The sequence below is a fragment of the Paenibacillus sp. ISL-20 genome (assembly GCF_018613005.1).
GTDB lineage: Bacteria > Bacillota > Bacilli > Paenibacillales > Paenibacillaceae > Paenibacillus_AQ.
The window spans coordinates 64,895-71,220 of sequence record NZ_JAGGRD010000030.1; the positions used below are offsets into that span (position 1 = coordinate 64,895).

4 protein-coding genes are annotated in these 6,326 nt (G+C 48.7%); 3 read left to right on the plus strand and 1 reads right to left on the minus strand.

From position 1 onward, the window contains the following. The first annotated feature begins 214 nt into the window (after positions 1-214). From helD to bcbE, 3 genes are all read left to right on the plus strand, one after another. On the plus strand, positions 215-2,545 hold the full coding sequence (gene helD, locus J7E85_RS18680) for an RNA polymerase recycling motor HelD (protein WP_215160310.1): 2,331 nt from the start codon (positions 215-217) through the stop codon (positions 2,543-2,545). A gap of 310 nt (positions 2,546-2,855) precedes the next feature. Beyond that, positions 2,856-4,559 (plus strand): methyl-accepting chemotaxis protein, encoded by a 1,704-nt coding sequence (locus J7E85_RS18685; protein WP_215160312.1) that lies wholly within the window; start codon positions 2,856-2,858, stop codon positions 4,557-4,559. 110 nt (positions 4,560-4,669) lie between these two features. After that, the gene (gene bcbE, locus J7E85_RS18690; protein WP_215160314.1) at positions 4,670-5,950 is read left to right on the plus strand and encodes a bacillibactin exporter BcbE; all 1,281 of its coding nucleotides are present in this window, start codon (positions 4,670-4,672) and stop codon (positions 5,948-5,950) included. A gap of 63 nt (positions 5,951-6,013) precedes the next feature. Here bcbE and J7E85_RS18695 read toward each other — a convergent pair. Continuing rightward, positions 6,014-6,326, minus strand: a 313-nt coding sequence (locus J7E85_RS18695) for a transposase (RefSeq protein ID WP_215160316.1), incomplete at its 5' end; no start/stop codon positions are given.

A 6,326-nucleotide genomic window follows, 5' to 3' on the forward strand; every position in this document is an offset into this window, starting at 1 on the left:
TCTTGGCAGTGAGCCTTGGGGATGGTATTGTATATAAACGCAAAAAAACCGCCCGGTGGGTCGGTTCTGAAATTCGATGTTGAATTATACGGAGCACATTGTTATAATTAACAATGGTTTGTCATTAAAATTAGAATTCATGGTTAGAATATCACAATTGTATTATAACACAGGCAAATTGCGCTGTCAACCAGTATATTAGGGGGATGAACAAATGGCTATCAGCGAACAGGATTGGAAAGAAGAACAGGCACGGGTAACGGAAGTGACAACGAAAATCGGTAATAAAATATCTCAGCTGGAAGCGAGCGTCGGAGATATCCGTGAAGTCGTTATTAATATGCGGAAAGACTTTTGGGACGAAGTAACGGTCAACTTCAGCAACCCGGACGATTTGGGTGAAACGTCCACCAACCTGAGACAGCAGTCGCAGGTGCTCGCGGAACGTGAGCATGCCCATCTGCAATCCAGCAAGCTGCTTAAAAAGTATAGAAAACTTGTGGAATCCCCTTACTTTGGACGCATTGATTTTCAAGAGGATGGAACCACGGAGACGGAAACCATTTATTTGGGGACAGGATCTTTTTTGGATGAACATATGGAGACGTTTCTGGTTTACGACTGGCGGGCTCCGATATCAAGCTTGTATTATGATGGGGCACCCGGCCCTGCCCAATATGAAACGCCTTCGGGTACGGTCAAAGGCGAAATGCTGCTTAAGCGCCAATTCGTCATCCATGACGGCGAGATCAAGGTATTGTTTGATACCGGGGTAACGATCGGGGATGAGCTGCTGCAGCAGGTGCTCAGCCATAGCGCGGATGATCGGATGAAGAGCATCGTAGCTACAATTCAGAAGGAACAGAATGCCGTCATCCGAAACGACAAAACCCGCATGCTAATCGTTCAGGGGGCTGCCGGCAGCGGCAAAACCTCAGCGGCACTGCAGCGAGTGGCCTATCTGTTGTATAAGTACCGGGAGACGCTTCGGGCCGATCAGATGATTCTGTTCTCACCGAACCCGCTTTTCAACAGTTATGTATCCACGGTTCTTCCGGAGCTTGGCGAAGACAATATGCAGCAGACGACCTTTCAGTCCTATCTGGAGCACCGGCTCGGCAAAGAGTTTGAGCTCGAAGACGTGTTCACGCAGACGGAAACCTTGCTGAATACGGACGATTCGCCGCGTTATCGGGCAAGGCTTCAGAGTATATCCTATAAATCCTCGGGTGCTTATCTGGACACCATCAGACGATACAAGGAGCTGCTGGAACAGGGCGGGATGCTCTTTAAGCCGGTCGTATTCCAAGGTAAAGTTATCGTTAGCTCGGAAGAAATGTCCGCGCAGTTCTATGGTTATGATGCGGCGGTTAAGCTTGCTGGCCGGATCGACCTCATGAAAGAGTGGATGCTGAAACGTCTGTCGGAGTTTGCTCAGAGCGAAAAAGACGCCCCCTGGGTGGAGGAGCAAATCCAGCTGCTGGATACGGATGATTATCAACGGGCCTTTCAAACGATGAGACGTAAGCAAAACCGGAAGGCAGACACATTTGACGATTTCGATAAGGAAAGGGACGTCCTTGCCAAAATGGTCATCAGCACTCGGCTCAAGCCGGTCAGACGCTGGATCAAGCGGTTCCGTTATGTGGATGTGAAGGGCATGTATCGAAAACTATATACGGATGAATCGTTATTTCGCCGGGCGGCCGGAAATTTGGAGACGCTCCCGGATTATTGGGAAGAAATCTGCTATCTTACCGTTGCGTCACTGGACAACAAATCGCTGTTGTATGAGGATGCGACTCCGTTCCTCTATCTGAAGGAGCTGCTTCAAGGCTTCCGCACGAACACGTCGATTCGTCACGTCATTGTTGATGAAGTCCAGGACTATTCCGGATTCCAGCTGGAATTCCTGAAGCGATTGTTCCCACGAGCGAAAATGACGGTGCTGGGAGACCTTAATCAAGCGATTTACGCACATGGAGAGGCGCTCGGCAATCTCGAAAATCTGGTGAGTCTGTACGGCAAGGAGGATACGGAGGTTATCAATCTGACGCAAAGCTACCGGTCCACGTATGAAATCGTTGATTTCACGCGGCAGATGATACCGGGCGGGGAGCGGATCGTTCCATTTAACCGGAGCGGCGAAGCTCCGCGTGTGGTTGCGGTAAACGATGAAGAACACCTGCATGGAGCGATTATTACTGATATCCGTGAGCTTCATGAACAGGGATTCCAGTACGTGGCGGTGATCTGCCGGACAGAAGAGGAGAGCAGACGCTTACACGAGCAGTTGTCCGCAGATATACCAACACGATTAATTACCAAAACCACTCCGGCTTTTGAGAAAGGAACGCTTGTCGTTCCTGCTTATTTGGCCAAGGGCGTGGAATTCGACGCAGTGATCATATACAACGGCTCAGAGGATGTGTACCACCGCGAAAGCGACCGAAAACTGTTCTACACTGCTTGTACGCGTGCCATGCACAAACTTCATGTGTATCATATCGGGGAAAAAAGCCACTTTATCCCGGATGAATATTAAACGAGTAAAGGTCTGTCTGAGCCCGGCTCAGGCAGGCCTTTTTTTCATGATTGTTAGATGAAAACCATCCTTGTTTCATAGCAAAGGAAAAAAACGGAAACGAATTTAGGAAGAGCTAGGGAATATGCGTTATACCATAAGGAGGGAGTTATCCAATATTTATCATGATTTGACCGGTGATTAATAATTTTTTTCAATAATTTTCGGAATAAGTGCTTTCTCGACCGCCGAGTCTATTCATTTTGGACACAAATTTGACGAAAAAAGGATTGGGGGTCTATTACTTATATCAAAGGTCGGGTGCTTGCGGATGAAGATAAAAACAAAATTAATTCTTTCGTCTACGATTCTTGCAACGGTTACGGTGGTTATCGTAATCATCGCGTTCATCACTTCGAACATGACGGAGAAGAGGTTCAGCGAAATTATTGAAGTGGATCAGAAGGTCATTTATAACCTGACGCAATTGGAGACCCTATTGACGGGTGTCTCTAATGATGAGCGGGGCTACTTATTGACCGGGGATTCGACCTTTGCAGATTCATTGAAAGTGAAACAGGAGTCCGTTGCCAAACTCATGGCTGAAACCAAAGGCTTGATGACGGCTGAGGAAGACCAAAAGGTATTTAACGAGATCGAAACCGGGTATGTCATATACACTAAGGCCGTGACTGAGGTGTTAAACAAATTAGGGTATGACACCGGTTTTTACAAGGCTGTGCCGTTCCGGGTATATGAAGCTGCGTTTAACCAGGAACGGGAAGTGCGCAATTCTTTCAGTACGCTTATCGCCCAATTTACGGTGCATAAAAATGAAGCCTTGGCTAAGCAGGCTGACCAGATTGCGAACAGCAGCAGATTTCAGAATATGGTGATCATGCTGATTGGTATTGCAGGTATCGTTTATTTTGCGATACAAGGATATCTTCTTATTCGCTCGATTCGTCCTTTGAATCAGATGAGCGAACAACTCTTGAAGATTGCCGAGGGCGGAGGTGATCTGGTTACCCGATTGCAGATTACGACGAAAGACGAGATCAGGGCGGTAGCCGACGCCTACAATAAACTGGTTGATGGATTCAGGGTGCTTGTCGTACAGGTGCAGGATACGGCTGGCAAAGTTGGTATCGCAGCTTCGACGCTGCACTCCACGACCGAGGAAATCCGTCAAGCTTCTCAGCAAACCTCTGGGATTATGGAAGAGCTGGCGGCCGGGGTAGAGAACCAGCTTCAGGATACGGAGGAAACGACAGCTACGGTAACGGACATGGCGGAAGGCATGAAACATATCGCTCATGCCGCCCAAGACGTCTCCGGATTGGCAGCAACGACGAACCAACTTGCGGCTGAAGGGGAACAGGCACTTATACATACACTGGCTCAGATGGAAGGCATACGCACCAGTGTGGATCAATCTGCGCAATCCGTGCGGGCGCTCGGCGAAAAGGCCTCCAACATTGGAGCGATGGGACAGATCATAATCGAAATTGCAGAGCAGACATCACTGCTTGCCTTGAATGCCTCCATTGAGGCCGCTCGGGCGGGTGAGCATGGCAGAGGTTTTGCGGTTGTAGCCGCTGAGGTCCGGAAATTAGCTGATCAGGCCTCAAACTCCTCCGTCGAAATCAGACAATTCGTCCATGAGCTTCAGCAGGATATTGTTGATTTGGCCGGCGTCATGGAGCGGGGCACCCGCGAAGTGACCGAGGGTATGAACGTGGCACAGGGAGCCGAGAGAGCCTTTAAGGACATTGAGCAATCCGTCGGCGAATTGAACGAACAAATTCAGAGTGTCACTGTTGCAACTAAACAGATGGATTCCGGAGCAGGAGAGCTTGTTCATGCAATCCGGAGAATTCAGGAGGTCACGGAGACAACGGCAGGTGGAACCCAAAGCGTCAGTGCAGCCACGGAAGAGCAGCTGGCCTCTATGGAGGAAATTACAAATTCCGTTGAGGATTTGAACGTAATGTCCAGCAAGCTGCGGCAGTTGATGTCCGGCTTTAAAGTATAAATAAGGAAAAATTGCATATGGGAAAAAACGGCCACCTTGCAATCATGCATATTCCGGGTAAAAGAACCTACAATATGGATGACAGATAACGCAAAGGTGGTCTTTCTCTCATGGAAAACAAAAAATGGGATCTGGTTGCCCTTGCATCCATACCACTTATCATGACGTTGGGAAATTCCATGCTGATTCCCATTTTGCCGCAGATTTCAAAAGCGCTGGGGATCAGTTCTTTCAAAGTCAGTATGCTTATAACGGTATATGCTGTTGTCGCCATCTTACTGATTCCGATTGCCGGTTATTTATCGGATCGGTATGGACGAAAGAAAATCATCATCCCAAGCTTAATTATTGCGGCGTTAGGCGGAGCAGTCTCGGCTGTAGCAGCTTGGATGCTGAGTGGGACAGCGGCATATTATGTTATTTTGGCGGGTCGGTTTCTGCAGGGAATTGGTGCTGCCGGGGCATTCCCCATTGTCATTCCGCTTGTCGGTGACATGTTTAAAGAGGAAGAAGAGGTTAGTAAGAGCTTGGGTATTATCGAAACCTCCAATACGTTTGGCAAGGTAGTCAGTCCAATACTGGGTGCCCTGCTCGGAAGTTTTATCTGGTTCTTGCCCTTTATAGCTATTCCAATTCTGTGCCTGATCTCTATCGTGCTTGTCATTTTTCTTGTGAAGACGCCAAAGTCAAATCATAACGATAAACAATCCATTCGCGAGTTTTTGAAAACAACCAAGCAGGTTTTGCACGAGAAGGGAAGATGGCTGTATGCGATATTTGCCATCGGCGGCATCGCGATGTTTGGCGTGTTCGGCGTACTTTTCTATTTGTCGGAAACGCTCGAAAGCACTTACCATTTACACGGTGTGGTGAAAGGGCTGGTGCTTGCGATTCCGCTAGCTTTGTTATGTCTTTCATCTTATTTAGCCGGTAAATTCACGGGCAAAAATAAAGCGGTTAAGAAGTGGACCGGTTTCGCGGGCATGGCCATTTTGACGGCTTCCTTGATCGTTACCGGATTTAGTGCACAGATCTATTTTGTAGTCGGCATGATGACGCTTGGTGGCATCGGGATCGGGATGGTACTGCCATGTATGGACACGCTGTTGACGGAAGGTGTTGAGAAGGAGCAGCGCGGTACCATTACCTCCCTATATAGCAGTATGCGTTTTATCGGCGTATCGCTCGGTCCGCCAGTTGTTTCACTGCTGCTCGGGGCGAATCATTGGGTGCTGTTCGGCACGTTGGCAGCTGTCGCGGCTGTAGGTGGCCTGCTCACATTATTCGCCGTGAAGCCGGAGGCGAAGGAAGACGATACCGGAGGGAATTCATACCGAGTGGATTTCAAGAAACCGCAGGGCTTGAAAAAGAAGGAGCTGTCCCATAAGTAGGTTTGCTCACTTGATGGACGGTTCGTCCGATTAAAAATGTTTCAAATGAAGAAATGGCGGTGCTCAGGATGTTATCCTTGCACCGCCATTTCTTGCTTTTCGGTCCGTTGCCTCTTGCTTGAGCAGATTATGGGCAAGCGAAAGCCATCCGACCTCTAGGCTCACTTTCGTCAGTCCTCGAAGCAGAAATCGCCGGAATCCCCGGTTATTCTTCAACTGCCCAAATACACTCTCCGGTTCGACCAGCCGCACCGACAACGCATAGCCTTCCTCACTTCGAAGTTTCTCTCTCACTTGCTGCTTGTAACGAAGATACCTGAGACTTACGCTGATTTCCCGGTTCCCTTGGGCTTTCGTGCAAGCTGCTTTGAATGAA